The organism is Candidatus Limnocylindrales bacterium, assembly GCA_035571835.1.
Classification (GTDB): domain Bacteria; phylum Desulfobacterota; class Binatia; order UBA1149; family CAITLU01; genus DATNBU01.
On sequence record DATNBU010000013.1, the window covers coordinates 96,116 to 113,967 of the forward strand.

At 64.8% G+C, this 17,852-nt stretch carries 16 protein-coding genes, 3 tRNA genes and 1 pseudogene; 14 read left to right on the forward strand and 6 right to left on the reverse strand.

The features are described from left to right. Positions 1-17 precede the first annotated feature (17 nt). Together VN634_06035 and VN634_06040 are read right to left on the reverse strand one after the other, a co-directional pair. On the reverse strand, positions 18-1,814 hold the full coding sequence (locus VN634_06035; protein HXC50423.1) for a trypsin-like serine protease: 1,797 nt from the start codon (positions 1,812-1,814) through the stop codon (positions 18-20). A 74-nt stretch (positions 1,815-1,888) separates the two neighbouring features. After that, positions 1,889-3,178, reverse strand: a complete 1,290-nt coding sequence (locus VN634_06040; protein HXC50424.1) for an integrin alpha — start codon at positions 3,176-3,178, stop codon at positions 1,889-1,891. A 103-nt stretch (positions 3,179-3,281) separates the two neighbouring features. On the opposite strand from VN634_06040, the gene VN634_06045 reads away from it, so the two are divergent. Beyond that, positions 3,282-4,430, forward strand: a complete 1,149-nt coding sequence (locus tag VN634_06045) for a DPP IV N-terminal domain-containing protein (GenBank protein HXC50425.1) — start codon at positions 3,282-3,284, stop codon at positions 4,428-4,430. A gap of 62 nt (positions 4,431-4,492) precedes the next feature. Here the strand turns inward: VN634_06045 and VN634_06050 are convergent. Beyond that, a tRNA-Arg gene (locus VN634_06050) sits at positions 4,493-4,565 on the reverse strand. 139 nt (positions 4,566-4,704) lie between these two features. Continuing rightward, positions 4,705-5,487 carry an inositol monophosphatase family protein gene (locus tag VN634_06055; GenBank protein ID HXC50426.1) on the reverse strand — a complete coding sequence of 261 codons (783 nt, stop codon included), beginning with the start codon at positions 5,485-5,487 and terminating at the stop codon, positions 4,705-4,707. A 46-nt stretch (positions 5,488-5,533) separates the two neighbouring features. On the opposite strand from VN634_06055, the gene ispE reads away from it, so the two are divergent. From ispE to VN634_06100, 9 genes and pseudogenes are all read left to right on the forward strand, one after another. After that, positions 5,534-6,454, forward strand: coding sequence for a 4-(cytidine 5'-diphospho)-2-C-methyl-D-erythritol kinase (ispE, locus tag VN634_06060; protein ID HXC50427.1), 921 nt, complete (start codon positions 5,534-5,536; stop codon positions 6,452-6,454). 30 nt (positions 6,455-6,484) lie between these two features. Beyond that, positions 6,485-6,557: transfer RNA gene (locus VN634_06065), tRNA-Gln, on the forward strand. 69 nt (positions 6,558-6,626) lie between these two features. Then, positions 6,627-7,568 carry a ribose-phosphate pyrophosphokinase gene (locus VN634_06070; protein HXC50428.1) on the forward strand — a complete coding sequence of 314 codons (942 nt, stop codon included), beginning with the start codon at positions 6,627-6,629 and terminating at the stop codon, positions 7,566-7,568. Positions 7,569-7,586: 18 nt separating this feature from the next. Continuing rightward, complete coding sequence (locus VN634_06075; protein ID HXC50429.1) at positions 7,587-8,219, forward strand: 50S ribosomal protein L25; 633 nt, start codon at positions 7,587-7,589, stop codon at positions 8,217-8,219. Positions 8,220-8,231: 12 nt separating this feature from the next. Then, a complete protein-coding gene (gene pth / locus VN634_06080; protein HXC50430.1) occupies positions 8,232-8,810 on the forward strand; it encodes an aminoacyl-tRNA hydrolase in 579 nt (192 codons plus the stop codon). Positions 8,811-8,891: 81 nt separating this feature from the next. Continuing rightward, a complete protein-coding gene (gene rpsF, locus VN634_06085) occupies positions 8,892-9,365 on the forward strand; it encodes a 30S ribosomal protein S6 (GenBank protein ID HXC50431.1) in 474 nt (157 codons plus the stop codon). A 113-nt stretch (positions 9,366-9,478) separates the two neighbouring features. Further along, positions 9,479-9,682 (forward strand): annotated as a pseudogene (rpsR, locus tag VN634_06090) (30S ribosomal protein S18). 27 nt (positions 9,683-9,709) lie between these two features. After that, the gene (gene rplI, locus VN634_06095) at positions 9,710-10,207 is read left to right on the forward strand and encodes a 50S ribosomal protein L9 (protein HXC50432.1); all 498 of its coding nucleotides are present in this window, start codon (positions 9,710-9,712) and stop codon (positions 10,205-10,207) included. 12 nt (positions 10,208-10,219) lie between these two features. Beyond that, positions 10,220-11,497, forward strand: coding sequence for a DUF1329 domain-containing protein (locus tag VN634_06100; protein HXC50433.1), 1,278 nt, complete (start codon positions 10,220-10,222; stop codon positions 11,495-11,497). 276 nt (positions 11,498-11,773) lie between these two features. Here VN634_06100 and VN634_06105 read toward each other — a convergent pair whose 3' ends face one another. Both VN634_06105 and VN634_06110 read right to left on the reverse strand, forming a co-directional pair. Beyond that, entirely contained in the window at positions 11,774-13,003 is a 1,230-nt protein-coding gene (locus VN634_06105) for a hypothetical protein (GenBank protein HXC50434.1), read from the reverse strand. Between the two features lie 691 nt (positions 13,004-13,694). Next, positions 13,695-14,780 carry an AI-2E family transporter gene (locus VN634_06110; protein HXC50435.1) on the reverse strand — a complete coding sequence of 362 codons (1,086 nt, stop codon included), beginning with the start codon at positions 14,778-14,780 and terminating at the stop codon, positions 13,695-13,697. A 169-nt stretch (positions 14,781-14,949) separates the two neighbouring features. Between VN634_06110 and VN634_06115 the strand changes: the two genes are divergently transcribed. From VN634_06115 to rpmI, 4 genes are all read left to right on the forward strand, one after another. Further along, a tRNA-Val gene (locus tag VN634_06115) sits at positions 14,950-15,024 on the forward strand. Between the two features lie 171 nt (positions 15,025-15,195). Then, a complete protein-coding gene (gene thrS, locus VN634_06120) occupies positions 15,196-17,112 on the forward strand; it encodes a threonine--tRNA ligase (protein ID HXC50436.1) in 1,917 nt (638 codons plus the stop codon). Beyond that, complete coding sequence (gene infC, locus VN634_06125) at positions 17,109-17,663, forward strand: translation initiation factor IF-3 (protein ID HXC50437.1); 555 nt, start codon at positions 17,109-17,111, stop codon at positions 17,661-17,663. Before thrS ends, infC begins: the two co-directional genes overlap by 4 nt. Beyond that, positions 17,650-17,847 carry a 50S ribosomal protein L35 gene (gene rpmI, locus VN634_06130; protein ID HXC50438.1) on the forward strand — a complete coding sequence of 66 codons (198 nt, stop codon included), beginning with the start codon at positions 17,650-17,652 and terminating at the stop codon, positions 17,845-17,847. Before infC ends, rpmI begins: the two co-directional genes overlap by 14 nt. The last annotated feature ends 5 nt before the right edge of the window (positions 17,848-17,852 follow it).

Sequence of the window (17,852 nt, forward strand, 5' to 3'; positions counted from 1 at the left end):
CGCAGCTCGCTCAGCGTTCACGGTAAGCTCAGGGTAAGCATCTCGCCGTCGTTCTTGATGGGTGCGTTGCTGTATTGGGCCGTCCAGCACTGCGGAGCGGGATCGTTGTGGACGAGTTGCACAGTCATCCCGATGGTCGACGAGATCGGAAGCGTGAGATCGGGCAAGTCGGCACCTGCGCCGCGAACCGCCGCTTTTGCCTTTCCGTCGGTGCCGGCCTTCACGTCGGCGCGAGTCACGCCGCTGGCCGTGTCGCCCGTGCCGTCGAATCGAAACCCTCGCGGAGGAATGCCGCCTTTTGCCCGCCAGCTCTCGCCCGTCGGCAATGCCGCCGTCGCGAGCAGGTGTCCGGTATTCGAATAGACGCACAGCGCGTACTCGGTCGCGGAACGCGGATCGTCGAGGTCGGCAGCGGGAACCGCCTGTCCGCGTGACCATGACCATTGCAGCTTCTTCCGGCTCGGGTCCGCGTCGCTTGCGAACGTGAACTTCGAGCGCTCGCAAGTGCGGCAGCCGCTGCGTGGTTCGCCCGGGCACGCAAGGTGGCAGGACCCGTCGCGACACCGGCCGGAAGCTGCGTTATCGCCGGATGGCGTGCAGGCGGTGCCGTCGGCAACGATGGTGGGCTCGCAGATGCCGCCCTGGCAGGTCCCGCCGGTTGTGCACTGGCTATCCGCGTTGACTCCGCAACTGGTCATATCCGGCACGGGCGTACCCGTGCAGGCAAGTGCTGCGCAGACGTCGTTGTCCGTACACGAATTGCCGTCGTCGCACGCGATGCCGGCGTTCAGAGCATCGCTGCAGTCGGAGAACGTCGTCGCGGTCAGTTGATACATCCCGCTACCGCTGACTCGGTTGACGAGGGCGTACCAGGTGCCGGCCTGCGGGGCTGGAAACGTGCAGGAAAGCGAAGCCTGGACGTTGTAGTCGATCCGGCAGTCGTAGGTGGTCGTCGTCGCAGGCGCGCCGAAGCGGATGAACACGTTGAAATTGTCTTCTTCGTTGAACGCGACACGCAGCTCGGTCGTGCCGGGTGCGACGGAGAACGAGTGGGTCTGTTGCGGCGCGCCCGCACTGATACTGCCGCTGAAAGGGAAGGTCGTGCTGTTGGGGTCGCCCGCCTGGGCTCCGTTTCCGCACGCAGTGCTGTTGATGTCCGCTCCCGCGGCCGCTGCAATCAGCGACTGGTAGTAGTACGTGCCTGGCCCTTCGATGCCGCTGCCGTAGGTGCCCTCGATGGTGCCGGCCAGCACGGTTCCCGAGCCGAAGTCTGTCAGGAACACCCCGCCCGAATCGCCGCTGCAGCCTCCGACCTGAGCCGTGACGGCGTTTACAAACAGATTGGAAACGGTCGTCGATGCCGAGCGCTTGATGCTCTCGCCGACACCGGGCACCGGGTCGCAGCCCCAGCCCACGACGGTGCCCGGTAGCGAATAGCTTCCCGTTGTCCGGTTGATCGGCAGAGGGCGAATGCGGGTCACCGGCGAGGCGAGCTTGAGAACCGCCATGTCGTAGCCGATCTCCAGCGTGCTGCCGTCGAGATCGACGTCGACCATGCCGCCGTGCTGGAAGAACAGGTGCCGAAAGAAGACGGAAGGGTCACCCAGTGCACAATGCGCAGCAGTCAGCACCGTCTGGCAGCCGATCAGTGTCCCGCCGCAGGCGGAGTAGAGGATCTCGCCCACCGCAGGCGGATCCACCGTCACAGTGCCGTCGACAACCCGCGGATGCCCGGCTCGCTGTTCGGCATCGGCCTGCACCGGCGCCAGAAGCAGACTTCCGCCGACCAGCGCACTGCACCAGAAAATTCGCATGACGCACCGATGACATCGAGGCAGAGCCGTCACAAGGCAGCGGAATCCCGAATCCGATCGCCGCAGCCCTTGCGTTACTGTGCGACGTCGTCTCGCGTGTCGACGAACAGATTCCAGACCGCACCGCGGTCGCTGCCGCCGTCATCGTCGAAGATCGTTCCGACCGCGAGGTTGACGAGCGTTTCGTGCCGGCCGGAGCCGATCTTCGCGACCGAGCGGCCGAAGCGGTCTTCGTCCTGGAGATGAAGCGCAAAGCCGCCGGACGCATCGCTGATCTTGATCGTGGATTTCACGGTTCCGTCATGCCGCAGCGACGCGAGCCAGACCGCGCCGCGGTTTGTGCCGCCGTCATCGTCGAGGTCGGCGCCGATCAGCAGGTCGGGCGTGCCGTCGCGATCGAAATCGCCGGCCTCGCCGACCGCCGCGCCGAGATGCTCGAACTCGGTCAGCGCGTCGGGGAAGTTCCCGGACGTCGCGCTGATCTTCTGCTCGTGATCCACCGAGCCGTCGTCGTCGAGGAACAGGATCCAGACCGCCCCCTTTTCCGTACCGCCGTCGTTGTTCTCGATCTCTCCGACGGCCAGATCGACCACGCCGTCGCCGTCGACGTCGCCGATCGCCGCAACGGACTCGCCGAACAGCCCGGTCGCCCCAATCGATTTCCCGGCGAAGCGTCGCTCGGACTTGACTGTTCCGTCGTCGTTGAGGAACAGGATCCAGACCACGCCGCCATCGTCAAAGACCGCGCCGGCCGCAAGATCGACGACGCCGTCGCCGTCGAGATCGCCGAGACTCGTCACCGAAATCCCGAACCAGTCGCCGTCGGAGAGCTCTCCGTCGAATCCTCCCGAGGTCGAGCTGATCTTCTGGTACGATTTCACGGTCGCATTGCGATTGAGGAACAGGATCCAGATCGCACCGCGGTCGAGCCCGCCGTCGTCATCCTGACGCGAGCCGACCGCGAGGTCGGTCACGCCGTCGCCGTCGAGATCGCCGAGCGACGCGATGGATCGTCCGAAGATGTCGCCATCGCTCAGGCCGCCGCCGAAATCGCCGGCCGTATCACTGATCTTGTTCTCGTGGGTGACTTTCCCATCCTTGTCGAGCATCAGCAGCCAGACGGCGCCGCGATCCGGTCCGCCGTCGTCATCGAATCCCGCGCCGACGACGAGGTCGTCGTCGCCGTCGTTGTCGAAATCGCCGAGCGGCGCGACCGCAAAGCCGAACCAGTCGTCATCGTCGAGCGGACCGTGAAAGCCGCCCGATCCCATCGTGATCTTCTGCGACGACGAGCCGTGACCATGGTCGCCGTCGCCGCAGCTGCACACGACGAAAAGGCAGAGAAGAGTCGCGAGGAATCGCATGAAGAATACTCCCGAAGGTGCTGGCCGAAGAGGACGACCCGTTGCCGGTCGCTCCGATGTATGCCGTGATCGTTCCAGGCGATCCTGTTAGAGGAGGAGTCCGATGGCGAACCAGAAACGAATCCTGTGCGCGATCCTCCTGTCCGAGCTTTTACTGCCTGTCGCTGCAGCGCGCGCCGTTGTGCCCCGACAGAACGGGCTTCTGACATTCAGCCGGCTCGATCCGGGCGACCTGAGCGGACAGGTCGCAATTGCAGCCGCCGAAGAAAACGCCGAGGTCTCGATCGTTACTTCCGTCGGAACGCTCAACGGCGACTCGGCGTGGTCCCCCGACGGCGCATGCGTCGTGTTCTATTCGAATCGCGACGGGGGCGACGCCGAGCTCTACGCGATGTCGGCAAGCGGCGACGACCAGACGCGACTGACCGTCTATCCCGCCTTCGATTACTGGGGCGTCTTCTCGCCCGATGGCACGAGACTCGTCTTCGTCTCCGACCGCGACGGCGAATACGAGCTCTACCTTTTCGACCTCGCGAATGGAGCCACGAGGCAGCTTACGAAGAATGACGCGATCGATTTCGTGCCGGCATGGTCTCCCGACGGGGCGAAAATCGCGTTCTCGTCGAATCGCGACGGCGACTACGAGATCTACGTGATGAATGCAGACGGCACGTCACCGACGCGCCTCACCGAAAGCCCGGGCATGGACATCTATCCGGACTGGTCTCCGGACAACGACCGCATCGCCTTCGCGACCGAACGCAGCGGAGCAGTCGGTCGCGATCTGTGGATCATGGACGTGGATGGTAACAACGAACGGTCTCTGGTCTCACTCAACGGAAACCAGAGCGAGCCCGCATTTTCTCCCGACGGAACGCTGATCGCGTTCAGCAGCGACACTCACATCTTTCTTGCCAGCTCGACCGACGGATCAGGGCTCGTGCAGGTGACGAACGACGATGGCGTCGACGATCGCGGACCCGACTGGCAGACCGTGGGCGGCGACATCGCCGCCGGCCTTTGTCCGACCGTTACGCCGAAGATCTGCGGCGACGCGAACGCCGACGGCAGCATCAAGGCGAGTGACGCGCTTGCCGTGCTGAAGAAGGGCGTCGCGAGCCCTGTGGTCTGTCCGAAGATTCGCTGTGATACCGACGACAGCGGATCCATCGTGGCATCGGATGCGCTGCGCGTGCTGCGTGTGTCGGTCGGTCAGACGGTCGAGCTCGATTGCCCGGAGGTCGAGAGCTGAGGACTGCCCCGAGCGCAACGGCGGCATCAGTGAAGCCTGAGCGGGGAACAGCGGAAAGGAAGTGCCCTCGACAGGACTCGAACCTGTGCAACCGGCTTCGGAGGCCGGTGCTCTATCCACCTGAGCTACGAGGGCACACGGCGCGGGACCGCGCCTTGCAAACGAAAAACGCGGCTGAACCTGTCTTAGCGCGGACCGGCGACACAGGAAACGCGACGCCCGGTAATCGATCCCGAGACAATTCGGGCGCTTAGAAAAATGTACCTGTCCCCATTTATTTTCCTGTGATCTTTCGCAGCACCTCGACGGCCTGGTCGTGGATGCGGGAGTTGGTGGCGAGGACGCGCGGGAGCCAGGGGTCGTAGGGGCTGGCGTCGAAGTCGGTGACGCGTCCGCCGGCTTCTTCGACGATGAGCCAGCCTGCGGCGGTGTCCCACGGATGGAGCTTCCATTCCCAGAATCCGTCGAAGCGGCCGGCGGCCACGTAGCAGAGATCGAGGCTCGCGGAGCCGTACCGGCGGACGTCCTGGGCGCGCAGCAGGAACTCGCGAAAGTACGCGAGGTATTGGTCGACATGCTCGCGCCGGTCATAGGGAAATCCCGTAACAAGCAGCGCGCGGTCGAGCTCGGATACCTCCGAGACGGCAAGGCGCTGGTCGCCGAGAAACGCGCCGCCGCCGCGCTCGGCGCGAAACAGGTCGTCCTTGCACGGATCGTAGACCGCGGCCGCTTCGGCACGGCCATTGTCGAAGTATGCGATCGAGACGGCGAAGTGGGGCAGGCCGTGGACGAAGTTGGCGGTGCCGTCGAGCGGGTCGATGTACCAGCACGGCCCGTCGACGCGCTGCTGTCCCTCATCCTCCTCGGCGATGACGACATCGTCCGGGAAGGCAGCGCGGATGCCGTCGACAACGACCTCCTGGGCGCGGCGGTCGACGTCGGTCACCGGATCGACGGCCGATTTGTACTCGACGTTGCGGCGCCGGCCCATGGCGTCGCGGATCACGGCGCCCGCCCGCAGCGCGAGATCACAGGCAAGTCGCGAGCGTTCGAGCACCGGCGGTTGTTGTCACGCGACCCGGTGACCGTCAAACTCCGCGCGCTTGCGCACTTCGCACACGTTTCCTACGCGGTCTCTCGAAGTTCGTGCACCGGCGAAGGTGAACCTTTCGCTTCGCGTGCTCGGCAAGAGAGCCGACGGCTATCACGAGCTCGACAGCCTGATGTTCGCGGTTTCGCTGTACGACGTGCTCGAGCTTCGCGCGGCGCCTTCGCGCAGCAGGTCGGTCGCATGCACGGTGAGCGGGCCCGAGAAAGTGCCCGGAGGGCAGGAGAACCTCGCGGCGCGCGCCGCCGCGCGCGTGCTCGAACGGCTCGGCGTGGACGCGAAGGTCTCGATCCGGCTTCGCAAGACCATACCGTTTGGCGCGGGGCTCGGCGGCGGAAGCAGCGATGCAGCCGCGGTCATCCGGGTCCTGCCCGCGCTCATGGGAAGGCGCCTGTCGACAGAGGACGCCCACTCGATCGCCACGTCGCTCGGGGCGGATGTCCCGTTCTTTCTTTCGTGCCGGCCCGCACGGGCGCGCGGAATCGGGGAGCGTCTGACACGTCTTGCGAGAGTTCCGGACGGCGCCCTGGTAATCGCGGTGCCGAGCGACCGGATCGACACGGCCTGGGCCTACAAGAGCGCGCTCGGACGTTTGACTTCCGGGCAGGTGGCCCCTAAAAACCGCCCTTTACCGCGAAACATCGACGCTGTGGAAGCGTGGTTTTTCAACGACTTCCAGCGCGGAGTCGAACAGCGGGTGGCTTCGGTTCGCCGCGCTCGCGAGAGCCTCGAAGGGCTTGGCGCACGAGCGACGGTTCTGTCCGGAAGCGGCTCGTCCGTGGTGGGCTGGTTTGGCGGCGAGGCACTCGCCCGCATCGCCGCTTCCCGGTACGACGGCCCCGGCAAGGCCTTCGCGGCAAGAGTGATTCGTGGAGCGCCTCGGGCGGCTCCGCACGAAAGTGGAGAGTTGCGGTAAGGAAGGCCACGGTCGCGTCGTCGGGCTCGATGGGCGGTCGCCAAGTTGGTAAGGCACCGGATTTTGGTTCCGGCATTCGAAGGTTCGAATCCTTCCCGCCCAGTCTCCGACCACTCGAACACGACGATAGAAACGCATCCGCAGCAGCGACAGAGCAAGAGAGCCGACACGAATGAACTCGATCCAGGTCTTCGCCGGAAACGCCAGCATGGCACTCGCCGATGCGATCTGCGCGCATCTCGGTGCGACACGCGGCCGCGCGGAGATCCGGCGTTTCAGCGACGGCGAGATCTTCGTCGAGATCAACGACAACGTGCGCGGCGCCGACGTGTTCGTCGTGCAGTCGACGTCGTCGCCCGGCAACGATCACCTGATGGAGCTCCTGCTGATGCTCGATGCGCTCAAGCGCGCATCGGCAGGGCGCGTGACGGCCGTCGTGCCGTATTACGGGTACGCCCGCCAGGACCGCAAGGTTTCGCCGCGCGTACCGATCAGCGCCAAGCTCGTGGCCGACCTGATCGTGACCGCCGGTGCGTCGCGCGTGATGACGATGGAGCTTCACGCCGGGCAGATCCAGGGCTTCTTCAACGTTCCCGTCGACAACCTCTATTCGAACCCGGTGCTGCTGCCGTACATCTCGGAAGCTGTCACCGGCATGCCGCTCGCGGTGGTTTCGCCGGACGCCGGCGGCGTCGAGCGCGCGAGGGCGTACGCCAAGCGGCTCGAAGCGACGCTGGCGATCATCGACAAGCGCCGCGTGCGCGCGAACCAGGTTGAGGAAATGCGCATCATCGGCGACGTGACCGGATGCGCGGCGGTGATCATCGACGACATGATCGACACGGCGGGCACCGTCTGCGCGGCCGCCACGGCGATCATCGAAGCCGGCGCCAAGCGCGTGCTCGCGTGCACGACGCACGGAGTACTGTCCGGACCGGCCGTCGATCGCATCTCCGCATCGAGGCTCGACACCGTGATTACGACCGACACGATCGCGCCGACCGCGGCCGTGCTGGCCAACCCGAAGATCCGTATCGTTTCGGTTGCGCCGTTCATGGCCGAGGCCATTCGCAGGACGCACCAGGAAGAATCCATCAGCTCACTGTTCGAGTAAGGAAGGAAGGAAGAAGTCATGCGAAGTATCGAGCTCAATGTCGTTCCCCGGCCTGTTGGCGAATCGCCTCGCCGCCTGCGCAAAGCGGGCGAGCTGCCCGGGGTGCTCTACGGCGCCGGATCCGAAAGCGTCTGCGTCAAGATGGACGCCCACGAGTTCAACAAGAGCGGCCTGGCACGCGCCGGCGCGCATCTGATCAAGCTGCGCTCGGCCGAATCGTCGCTCGACCAGGGCCTCGCGCTGATCCAGGAGATCCAGGGCCATCCGGTTTCCGGAACGCCGATCCACGTCGATTTCCTGCGCGTCGATGCCAACAAGCCCGTCACGACGAGCATCGCGCTCGCGTTCACCGGCAGGGCAAAGGGCCTGATCGACGGCGGCGTGCTTCAGCCTGCGCGCCGCGAAATCGAAGTGCGCGCGCTGCCGGCCAACCTGCCCGAGCAGATCGAAGTCGACGTCACGGCGCTCGGCATTCACGACGCGCTCCACGTTGCCGACCTCGCGCTGCCCGAAGGCGTCGAGGCGATCTACCAGGACAACTTCACGATCGTCTCGGTACTGGCGCCGATGGTCGAAGCCACCACAGGAGCGCCGACCGAAGAGGCTGCCGCGGCTGCTCCGGCTGCCGCTGCTGCGCCTGCCGGCAGCTAAGAAGGCGGCGGCGTGACGGCCGAGCCCCGGTTCTGCGTCGCTGGACTCGGAAACCCGGGCGAGGAATACAGGCAAACGCGGCACAACGTCGGCTTTCAGGTAGCTGACGTCATTGCCGCCAGAACAGGTAGCGACATCCGGCGTCCCGAATACGGGGCACTGACGGCACGGGCGATGCTCGGCCGTTCCATGGTGTTGGTGATGAAACCGCAGACGTACATGAATGCCAGCGGCCCGGCTGTGGCCGCCGCCCTACAGGATCTCGGCCTTCCGGCCGCGAGCCTCATCGCCATCTACGACGACCTCGACTTGCCGCTCGGGCGGCTTCGCATCCGTCCGGAAGGCGGCGCCGGCGGTCATCGCGGCATGGCTTCGATCATCGAACATCTCGGCACCACGGACTTCGCACGCGTACGCGTCGGCATCGGCCGGCCGGCCGAGGGCAGGGAAGTCCTCGAGCACGTGCTTTCGCCGTTCGACGCGGACGAGCGCGAGCTCGCGGCGCAGGCCATCGAGGCGGCGGCGGACGCCGCCTGCCACATCGTCACCAACGGCATCATCCCGGCGATGGAGGCGTTCAACGGCCGCTGACGGCCGCATCGCCACCCATCATCCGGCAGGCAACACACTCGACTTACGAACGACGGCAGCAACGAACAGGAAGGAAAACGAATGCGTCCATACGAAACATTGGTAGTGCTTCGCACCGATCTCGGCGACGAAGGGGCAAAGCTCCTCACGCGCTTCGAGACGGTCATTACGGGTCAGGGCGGCTCGATCGACGAGAACCGCGACTGGGGCGTGCGCGACCTCGCGTATCCGATCAGCAAGCAGCGGCAGGGCCACTACCATCTGATCGAGTACCAGGCCGAGCCGCAGACCGTCAAAGAGCTCGAGCGCAACCTTCGCATCGTCGAAGGCGTGCTGCGCTTCGTCAGCGTGCAGCAGGAACACACCGGGCTTCCCGAGCCGCGCGTGCGCGAGCACTACGACCGCCGCGACGCACCGCTTAGCGAGATGCGCAGCGTCGATCGCCCGGCCGATGGCCAGGCTGAAGCCGCGGCCGGCGGCGAGGAAGCGGCCGCTGAGATCGAAGACATCGAGATTCCGGCCGACATGAACGAAGAAGCCGGGGAGGTACAGTAATGAGCGATATGGATGATCGCGGCGGACGCGGCGGCGACCGGGACCGGGGCGGAGACGACAAGGGCGGAGCGCGCGACCGCAGGCCTCGCGGCCGCTTCGGACGCTCGCGCGGCAGGCGGCGCGTTTGCCGCTTCTGCGCGGAGAAGTCGCTGCCTCTCGACTACAAGTGGTCGGAGGTGCTCGAGACGTTCGTCAGCGAGCGCGGCCGCATCGTGCCCAGCCGCACGACCGGCACCTGCGCGAAACACCAGCGAAGCCTTACGGTGGCGATCAAGCGGGCACGCAACGCCGCGCTGCTTCCGTATTCGGCCGAGTAAGCGGCGCACGGCCAACGGAGAACAATCATGGAAGTAATTTTGCGAGAAGACGTGCCGTCGCTCGGAATCATCGGCGAGGTCGTCAAGGTGAAGCCCGGCTACGCGCGGAACTATCTTTTTCCGCAGGGGCTGGCCGTTCCGGCCGACCGCAGCAACCTGAAGCGCCTCGAGCACGACAAGGCCGTCATCGAGGTCAAGAAGCAGCGCGAACGCGGCACCTACGAGCGGCTCGCCGACAGCCTCAAGGGCCTTCGCGTCGAGATCGAGCAGCGCGCTGGCAAGGGCGGCAAGCTTTTCGGATCGGTGACCAACATCGACGTGCACCGCCTGATCCAGGAGAAGGGTCTCGAGATCGATCGCCGTCGCATCGAGATGAAAGAGCCCCTGAAGGAGATCGGAGAGTTTCCGGTGCTGGTCCGGGTCGGCCAGGACATCACCGCGACGGTGACGGTGGTCGTAAAGGCTGCCGGGGGTATGCTAGAGGGAGGTACCGACGAAGCCGGCTCCGAAGCTTCCGAGGCCTAGAGGGACCATTCGATGATAAAAGCAGCGCTGTGCGTTCTCGCGACACTATTCTCGATCACGCCGGCGCTCGCTGCCGATGTTGCACCGGGCCAGACGATCACCAAGGACACAGCCGATACCGTCAAGGATTTCGTCTCGCCCGGTGTCCTCTGGTCCGTGCACAACGGCATGGACCTCAAGATCGTTCCCTACGAGAAGATTCCCATTCCGGTCGACTACCAGAAGGCGACCGAAAAATACTCGGCACAGGTCAAGCTCGACGACCGCAATGCAGTGGTCGACTGGGTGGCCGGCAAACCGTTTCCGACGATCTCGAACGACGACCCCAAGGCCGCCGTCAAGATCATGTACGATTTCCTCAACACCCATTACTTCACCGATGACCTCAACCTGCACCTGGTCGACGCCGACACCGGCTCGCTCTACATCGACGCCAACGGCAACCGCAAGTACGAGGTCGAGCGGCATTTCGTCGCGGACTGGCTGCGCATCCTTCCGTACACCGGACGCATCCATCACGAGCCGATCCCGGCGTTCCCGAAGAACGGGGACCAGGCGTTCCGCAAATCGGGCCTCTATCCGCTGATCGAGCCGTTCGATTTGAAGGGCGTCGGCGGCATCAGCATCCGCTACCTCGACCTGCTCCGGCAGGACGACACGTGGCTGTACCTGCCTTCGCTCCGTCGCGTGCGGCGCCTGTCGAGCGCGCAGCGCAGCGACGCGCTCTTCGGCCAGGACATCGACGTCGACTCGTACGGCGGCTATGCCGGCCAGATCCCGTGGTTCGAATGGAAGCTCATCGGTGAGAAGCCGATGCTCGCGTCGCTGCACGGCACGCGGCTGCCACCGGAGCCCTGCAAGAAAGACGGCGGAATGACGTTCTGCGAGAACTGGGAGATGCGGCCGTCGGTGTGGATCATCGAAGGCAAGCCCAAGGTAGCCGGCTACGCGTACTCGAAGCGCATCATCTTCGTCGACAAGGAAACCAACTTCATCATCTACTCGGACCTGTACGACCAGAACGAAGAGCTCTGGAAGACGGTGATGCAGAGCATCCGCACGTCGACGCGGCCGAACCCGAAGGTCGCATACGAGTACAAGGAGCCGCGCATGTTCATCTACGCGTTCAGCGTGATCGACATGCAGCTCATGCACGGCACGCGCGCGGCAATTCCCGGAATCGCATTTCCGGATGAAGCCGGCTGGTACATCGACATCGGCTTCGACAAGCCGCAGTCGGCAACCGAAGACTGGTTCAAGGTGTCGAGCCTGATCGAAGCCGGGCGCTGAGCTCCTCGTCCCGGATGGACGAGCGATCTCTCGTCATTCGGTTGCGCGGTTACTTCGCTTTCTGACGCAGTGGGCACGATCGGTGACCGGGCGTGGTTCGAGAGGCGCACCGCGGACGCCGCGTCGCACCTCGCCTGTCTGCTTCCTTCGCTTCGGTGGTTTCGGTCCCGAGCAGATCGTCGTCGGTATGTTCGGCGACCCGAACGCCCGAGGAATTCGCGTGCGCCTTCGCTAACAGGACTATCCACCTCGACAAGATCTTTCACTCCGATGACGTCACGGCGTGGCCGCCATCCCCCGACATTCCCCGCGGAATGTTCGCGCATCGGCAAGATTGCCGCGCCTCGCGTCCATGAAGGCGCGGCCAAAGTCGAGGTCCGCCTGATACTGGTTGTGTGCCGCGCAGCGCAGCTCGATGTTCTTGGGCGTAGGAGGTCCACCCATGGCGAAGGGAGCTCTGTGGTGGAACTCGATGTTGCTGGTCTCGCGGCAGCGACGTCCTTGTCCGTCTGCGTAGCAGCAGCGTCCCGAGTCGCGTCGCCATACCTCGCGCCGCACGGCTGCGGGGATGGTCCGGGATCGCTGTGCTCGCTGCGAAGCCGTCGTATCGGCGGTGGGCGTTGAGCCCGACCCATCGGTGCACTTTTCTTTCGTCGGCATCGTCGACCTCGGTCGATCGGTCGAGCCTGCCTTGCGCGCGAGTGTCCGGACGAGCAGCACCTCGATCGCACGACTGATGATCGCGGCCGCATCGCGACCGGTCGCCGACCGGCCGAGGAGATCTTGCAGCGATCGGAGCTTGTCGTGCGTGGCCTCGTCTACGGTGATCTCGATCTTGTAACGACGCGGGCTGAGCGGAACGATCGGCTTCGTCACTGTTGCCGGCTGCGCTGACCGTGGAGCGATCGCGACGCCGATGACGTCTGAGTCCGGGGAGTCCGGCTGATTACTCGAGCAGCCGACGGACTCGCGGTCTGCCCAAGTGCACCGATCGCTCGCACCGACGGCCTGTTCGCAATGCATCGAAGTCGCGTCAGCCGCCACGCCCGCACCGCGACGCCGGGGCATCGCACGAACACGCGACGCCACATCTGCTCGCGGCGCCAGCTCGGCAACCAGCCGCTCGACCTCGCGCGAGCTCTTGTGCGTGGCGCGCTCGAGCACTCGCAAGTGGTTCTCGGTCGTCAGATGCCTGGCCAGCAGATGGATCGCGCTGAGATGCAGCTCTCCGCGTGCGACCAGGTCCAGCACGACTGGAAAGCGGCGCGCCGTGCGCGCAGCCCAAAGCCGCTTGGCCGTTACCTGCTCCGACATGTGAAAGCGCTCCATGCAGAAGCTGAACATGGAGGAGCAGGCGTGACTGGCCCAGAGCTTGCGCTCGTCGATCTCGGCGATCGCGACCAGAAGCGCCGCCGTCGTACGACGGTCGCGGGCGACGAGGCATTCGAAGTGATCGAGCAGTTCCTGTTCGGAGAGTCTTGCGATGCTGTGGAAGGATGTCGTCATGACGACCCTTGTAACACGGGTTTTTCAGGCGTCGTTTTCGGTAAGGACGCGATCACCCGGAGGCATGCGCCTTTCGCGACATCGCGCGAGGTCTGAGCGGAGATACGGGCGGAGTAGCGAAAAATGTCGTACGCTCTGTTTCGCTTCACTACAGGCGACGTCAAGCGACGAATAATCGCGTCAAGCGAAATCGACATCGCAACGACGCTTCGATAACAAAAATGGTATAGCCGGCCGTGATCCGCGTCCGACGCCGCGCGTGTTTTTCGCCGAACTTTTCAGACCCATAGCCGGCCGCGTATCCGAGCCCGACGCCGCGTATCCGAGCCCGTCGCCGCACGTATCCGAGCCCGTCGCCGCACGTATCCGAGCCCATCGCCGCACGCGTACTATCCGACAAACCTTCGCACGTCGCTATCGTCCGGTGCAGGTGCTCAACACACCGATCACTCTAAGCGCCGATGCATCCGACGAGACGTAAGTCACATTCCCCGCGGAATGTTCATGCCGTACGGGACATACCGCGCTAGCCGTACGGCGCATCGCAACAACCAGCCCGTCGCCGGTACCCGCATCGACACAGCAGGCCAGCCGCAACCCTGCCGCCCGCGACCAAGCAGCCCACCACGATGCATCGATAACCGAATCGGACCCCTCACGTCGAAGGCACGCGGCGCGTGCTCGCGCCGCGCTACTCTCCAGTATCGAGACCCTCCGGCAGCTCGAGCAGCCGCTCGCGATAGATCGCCACGATCGACAGGAACGCCGCGACGACCGCGGGCCCCGCGAACACGCCGACGAACCCGAACAGCTGCAGTCCGCCGAGGATCCCGAAGAACAGAAGCGGCGTCGGCAGGTTCGCCTGCCCGCCGATGACGAGCGGCTTCACGAAGTTGTCGATCGACGAGACGACGAGGCCTCCCCAGATCAACAGCGCCGTCGCGCGGAAGTATTCCCCGCCGATGTAGAGCCCGACGGTGATCGGAAACCACACCAGTGCCGAGCCGCCGACCGGCAGGAACGCAAACGCGAAGCAGATCACCGACAGCAGCAGCGCGAACGGGATCGAAAGGATCCAGAACGCGACGCCGATGAAGATCGCCTGAAGAAGCGCGGTCGTCGCCATGCCCTGCACGACGGCCAGCAGAGTGTTCTGGAGGCGCGCGAACAGCCGCCGCCGGTCGCGCGCATCCATCGGCAGCGATTCCTCGAGATACGCCATGAACGCAGCGCCGTCGCGGAACGCGAAGAACATCGTAAACGTCAGGATTCCGATCCCGATCACGAACGCGAGGACGTTCTTGGCCACCTGCGCGGCGTTGGCCGCCGCGTATTCGCTCATCCAGCGAAGGCCCGAAAGGCCGAGCGACGTGGGATCGACCTCACTTCCCGCCAGATGGTCGCTCACCCAGCGCCAGACCGGCTCGACCAGCCAGTGGTGGCTGACGTCGTCGAGCATCTTGACCCGGTTCTGCGAGATGAACTCGGCAGCGCCGTGGTAGGCCGAGATTGCTTCGCGCGCGACGACCCCGGTCAGGAGGAGGGCAGGGACCACGGCCAGCCCCAGCACCGCCAATGTCAGCACCGTTGCCGCCAGGCTCGGTTTGCCAGGCATCAGCCGCAGCAGGACCCGGTAGACCGGGTAGAACACGGCCGCGAGCACGCAGGCCCAGGCGATCGGCGTCGCGTACGGCAGGACGAGCGCGCCGACCAGGGCAACGAGCCCGATCAGCACGACGATCAGAAACGGCGTGGCGAACGCATCCCGGCGGTGCATGGAGCGGTCATCCTATGGGCTTGCGCCGCGGCGAGCGAGCGCGCGGCCGTGCACGCACGAATCGGCCGAATCACGCGCAGCGGCGCGAACTTCGATGCCCGCGGCAATTGACTGTGTGGCCGGTGGTTGTTACCAGACGCGGTCGGTTTGCCGGCTGCGGCCGGACTGTAGGCGCGTAGCTCAGCGGGAGAGCACTACCTTGACACGGTAGGGGTCGGCGGTTCGATCCCGCCCGCGCCTACCACGAAACTCCCGGCACGAATTTTTGAGCGGGATTCCCGAGCGGAATCCAGGAGGAGCAGAGAAGACCTCGACAAACCAGGCCAGGGCGATGTGCGCTGCAGCTGCAGCGCACCAAATGCGGGACCACACCGCTCCCTGAAGCACGGAACCAAGGTCATCACGCGGAAACCGCATGTCGAAAGAGATCACCGTCAGCCTGACCGGCGGCGGCGTTCGAACCATCCCGGCGGGAACTCCCGCCCGTGAGCTGCTGAGCGGAAAACTCGCCAAGCTCGCGATCGGGGTGCTGATCGACGGCCACCCCCGCGACCTCTCCGCAGTCCTTTCCGACGACTGCTGGATCGCTCCGATCCTTCCCGACAGCGAGGAAGGTCTCGACCTGATCCGCCATTCCTCCGCGCATCTTCTCGCGCACGCCGTAAAGCGGCTGTTTCCCGAAGCCCAGGTCACCATCGGTCCGGTCATCGCCGACGGCTTCTTCTACGATTTCAAGTTCGATCGCGGCTTCGCACCCGAGGATCTCGAGCGCATCGAAGCCGAGATGGCGAAGATCGTCTCCGAGAACATTCCGGTCACGCGCGAAGAGATGCCTCGCGACGAAGCGACCGCGTTCTTCCGCTCGATGGGAGAGGAGTTCAAGGCCGAGATCATTGCGGGCCTCACCGATTCGAACGTCGGGCTCTATCGCCAGGGCGATTTCATCGACCTCTGCCGCGGGCCGCACGTGCCCGAGACCGGGCGCCTCGGCGCATTCAAGCTTCTCAGCGTTGCCGGCGCGTACTGGCGTGGCGACGAAAAGAATCCGATGCTCCAGCGCATCTACGGCACCGCGTGGGCCGATCGCAAGGCGCTCGAGCAGCATCTTGCGCGGCTTGAGGAAGCCAAGCGCCGCGACCACCGGAAGCTCGGCAAGCAGCTCGGCCTGTTCAGCTTCCACAAGGAAGCGCCCGGGAGCCCGTTCTTCCATCCGGACGGCGCGCTCGTCTACAACCTGCTGGTCGAATACATCCGCGGGCTCTATCGCCAGTACGACTACAGCGAAGTCATCACGCCGCAGGTGCTCGACGTCGACCTCTGGCACCGCTCGGGCCACTACGAGAATTACCGCGAGAACATGTACTTCACGTCGGTCGAAGAGCGCGAGTTCGCGGTCAAGCCGATGAACTGCCCGACCCACTGCCTGATGTACGGCGAAGACCTGCACTCGTACCGCGAGCTGCCGATCCGTTTTGCCGACTTCGGCCGGCTGCACCGCTTCGAGCGCTCCGGCGTCGTGCACGGCCTTACGCGCGTGCGCACCTTCTGCCAGGACGACGCGCACATCTTCTGCGCGCCCGAGCAGATCCAGGCCGAGATCCGCTCGGTCATCGAAATGATCCGCCACATGAACTCGACATTCGGGTTCAGCGAAACCCGCGTCTACCTTTCGACGAGGCCCGAAAAGTCGATCGGCTCCGACGAGATGTGGAAGCTTGCGGAAGATTCCTTGCGCGAAGTGCTCGCGTCCGAGTCCGTCGAATACAAGCTGAACGCCGGCGATGGCGCGTTCTACGGGCCGAAGATCGACTTCTGCGTGCTCGACGCCGTCGGCCGCGAATGGCAGCTCTCGACCGTGCAGCTCGACTTCTCGCTGCCGGAGCGGTTCGAGCTCAGCTACATCGACACCGACGGCAAGGCCAAGCGCCCCGTGATGATCCATCGCGCGGTGCTCGGCTCGCTCGAGCGCTTCCTCGGAATCCTCATCGAGCATACCGCCGGCGCGCTGCCACTGTGGCTTGCGCCGTGCCAGGTGCTGCTCGTGACCGTCACCGACCGGCAGAACGAGTTCGCCGCCGAAGTGACCGCGACACTTAAACGCGCGGGCATTCGCGCGCGCTCGGATCTCCGCAACGAAAAGCTCGGCTTCAAGATTCGCGAAGCCCAGGCCGCCAGGATCCCGGTGGTCGCCGTCGTCGGCGACAAGGAAGTTGCCGGCGGCACCGTAGCCCCGCGCCTTCGCGGCGGGGAACAGGTCGACCCAATGACAGTAGAAGAATTCACCGGATGGCTGCGTGAGCGCAGCCGGTCTGGTGTTGGAGGTGTGCCATAGCCAAGTCGCAGGAATTCCGAATCAACAACGAGATCCGTGCTCGCGAGGTCCGGTTGATCGACAGCAAGGGCGAACAGCTCGGCATCATGACGATGGCCGACGCCCGCGAGATCGCCGAAACGCGCGCCATGGACCTCGTCGAAGTGGCAGGCGATGCAACGCCGCCCGTCGTGCGCATCATGGACTTCCACAAGTTCCGCTACGAGGAACGAAAGAAGGTCCAGGAGTCGAAGAAAAAGAGCTCGTCGACTTCGCAGCAGATGAAGGAGGTCAAGCTCCGATCGCGCACCGAGGCGCACGACATCGAATTCAAGACGAGCCACATCAAGCGTTTCCTGGCCGCCGGGCACCGCGTGAAAGTCACGGTCTTCTTCAAAGGCCGTGAGATCACCCGGCCCGACATGGGAAAGCAGATGCTACTCAAGGTGCTGTCGACGATCAGCGACGTCGCATCACCGGAAGGCGAGCCGCGGCTCGAAGGCCGCAACATGTCGGTGATCGTGGTTCCGACCAAGACACCGCCGAAGGGAGAGCGAAATGCCCAAGTGTAAGACCAAGAGAGGAGCCGCCAAACGGTTCTCGGTAACGGGAAGCGGGCGCATCAAGCGCAAGCGCGCGTACCATCGCCACCAGCTGTCGGCCAAGACGAGGAAGCAGAAGCGCAGCCTCGGTCATACCGGAATGGTCGCGTCGGTCGACGAGAAGCAGATCAAGCGCATCCTTCCGGGACACTAGGAGAA

What these genes read in the sequence shown, in the direction of transcription:
- VN634_06040 (HXC50424.1), bottom strand. Translation starts at nt 3,178, where the DNA reads ATGCGATTCCTCGCGACTCTTCTCTGCCTTTTCGTCGTGTGCAGCTGC.
- VN634_06100 (HXC50433.1), top strand. Translation starts at nt 10,220, where the DNA reads ATGATAAAAGCAGCGCTGTGCGTTCTCGCGACACTATTCTCGATCACG.
- VN634_06105 (HXC50434.1), bottom strand. Translation starts at nt 13,003, where the DNA reads ATGACGACATCCTTCCACAGCATCGCAAGACTCTCCGAACAGGAACTG.
- thrS (HXC50436.1), top strand. Translation starts at nt 15,196, where the DNA reads ATGTCGAAAGAGATCACCGTCAGCCTGACCGGCGGCGGCGTTCGAACC.
- VN634_06070 (HXC50428.1), top strand. Translation starts at nt 6,627, where the DNA reads ATGAACTCGATCCAGGTCTTCGCCGGAAACGCCAGCATGGCACTCGCC.
- rpmI (HXC50438.1), top strand. Translation starts at nt 17,650, where the DNA reads ATGCCCAAGTGTAAGACCAAGAGAGGAGCCGCCAAACGGTTCTCGGTA.
- VN634_06110 (HXC50435.1), bottom strand. Translation starts at nt 14,780, where the DNA reads ATGCACCGCCGGGATGCGTTCGCCACGCCGTTTCTGATCGTCGTGCTG.
- rpsF (HXC50431.1), top strand. Translation starts at nt 8,892, where the DNA reads ATGCGTCCATACGAAACATTGGTAGTGCTTCGCACCGATCTCGGCGAC.
- VN634_06045 (HXC50425.1), top strand. Translation starts at nt 3,282, where the DNA reads ATGGCGAACCAGAAACGAATCCTGTGCGCGATCCTCCTGTCCGAGCTT.
- VN634_06075 (HXC50429.1), top strand. Translation starts at nt 7,587, where the DNA reads ATGCGAAGTATCGAGCTCAATGTCGTTCCCCGGCCTGTTGGCGAATCG.
- rplI (HXC50432.1), top strand. Translation starts at nt 9,710, where the DNA reads ATGGAAGTAATTTTGCGAGAAGACGTGCCGTCGCTCGGAATCATCGGC.
- VN634_06035 (HXC50423.1), bottom strand. Translation starts at nt 1,814, where the DNA reads ATGCGAATTTTCTGGTGCAGTGCGCTGGTCGGCGGAAGTCTGCTTCTG.